The 1,705-nt window shown below is 54.4% G+C and carries 1 protein-coding gene; it reads right to left on the bottom strand.

Going from position 1 to position 1,705, the window contains the following annotated elements; genetic code table 11:
* Window positions 1-705 precede the first annotated feature (705 nt).
* Window positions 706-1,176 (bottom strand): DUF6328 family protein, encoded by a 471-nt coding sequence (locus ACI48D_RS25980; protein WP_435574129.1) that lies wholly within the window; start codon window positions 1,174-1,176, stop codon window positions 706-708.
* Between the last annotated feature and the right edge of the window lie 529 nt (window positions 1,177-1,705).

A 1,705-nucleotide genomic window follows, 5' to 3' on the forward strand; every position in this document is an offset into this window, starting at 1 on the left:
CCGTGAAACGACTTTGCGCCGATGATAGTGCTGCAACCAGTGTGAAAGTAGGTTATCGTCAGGCTAATTATTCAGCAGAGCCCGCCCAGTTAAGTCTGGGCGGGCTTTTTGCTTTCTAGCGTGCGATGCGGCTGCTCGAGCACAATGCAGGCGTCGAGGCTTTGCCAGCGTGAAGGTCGGTGGGATTGTTGAGTGCGATGCCGAGCTGGTGTCGAACGCCCAACGGATTGATTCGCGCAATCGGCAGGTCAATCAGCCGGGCTATCGAAGGGTATCCGCCGGTATCGTGATCTTCTCGGAGTTCGCAAACTCACGACTTGACTGAGCTTGCTTCAGACACGCCCGTCGGCCTCGCGTATGCGCGCCAGCCGGCGGGCGCTGCGATGACGATCCATGCAGCGCGAAGAATATCCGTCGCGATCACATGTACGCGTCATCCAGCCGTGTGCAGAGGGATGGCCGGCGTCGGAGGAACACAGTCCGCTCGCGCATCGCTGCCATGATCGCCGCTGCATGAACGGCTGGGCTTACACTCGCCACCTTCTGTGCTCCCCCCGATATCGGAACTTCGGGTAAGCGAGTGTCGCCCAGTTCTGGAATCCTTCCGGCACTGCATCTGATGCGCCGGCCATGCAGGTATTATCCAGTTGCAAGCGCTCTCATCTGTTCGGCTCCTCACACAACGCCCCGCACTGCCGTAAGTAATCAGGAACGCGGTTCGTTAACCTGGATGGGATCGCTTCGTGGCACGAGATACCAGAGTCCCATAAACAGCAACAGAGTGGCAACCGCGGCAGCGATGCTGAGGGAGAGCCTGTCAGTTGCAAGCGACATCACCGTCAACATATCGAGCGATAGTCCGACAGCTAGCGGTATCAGGCCGCCGCGAATACTCTTGCGGGAAGTGCGCAGCATCCGCGAAGTCGCACGACCATGCTGGGCGCGGTTGTAGACCGCGGGCGTCATCAGCATCGCCATCGCCAGCACCATCAAACCCAGCCCTACCAAGTGACAGGTCTGCGCGTAAGTCTCGAGATCCGTGAACCGTTCATTGAATACCGCAATTGTCTGAAAACCGAACACTGCCTGGAGGCCGGGAAGGATGCAGCGCGCTTCTTCGATAATGTCGCGCATTTCCTGGTCGTTTTTCTGTTGTTGAGAAGATTGATCGTCCATGGGATGACAGTAACGTCAAACACGACCGTATTCAACCGGACGCACGATTGAACCAGCCAAGCTGCCCAGGAGTCATTGCAACACGGCATGTCTTCCAATCTGTCGTTTTTTATAGGGAGTGCGTGAACACCTCTTGCGCGATAGCTGGTCGGTTTGCTATAGTTCGCCTCCTGCTTCTGCAGCGCGAGAAAAGCTGAACGAAATCAAGTAGTTGAGCTAGGTGTTTTGATAACACCGAGTGCGCTGAAGAAAAACGAGGGGTTGACGAGTTAAGCGAAACACGGCATAATCTTCCTCCTATGCTGCTGACGAACAAAACGATTCGCAGAATGCAGCAAGGCAGTACCGAATAAGTTCTTTAACAATCAACAGTCGATAAGTGTGGGCGTTTGATGAAGTGCCAGCAGTCGCGAAGTTTTTTAACTGAGCGCTGCTGAATGCTTAAATTATCAAATGTTCACAAAAAGTATAACGTTGCTCAGCAATGAGTAACGGTCAGTATTTTGAGTGAGCGACCCTTGAGAAATCA

This window comes from Massilia sp. LXY-6, from assembly GCF_051233485.1.
GTDB lineage: Bacteria > Pseudomonadota > Gammaproteobacteria > Burkholderiales > Burkholderiaceae_D > Telluria.

Bases quoted from the DNA above. Each gene is read 5' to 3' on its own strand.
- ACI48D_RS25980 (WP_435574129.1), bottom strand. From the start codon at position 1,176: ATGGACGATCAATCTTCTCAACAACAGAAAAACGACCAGGAAATGCGC.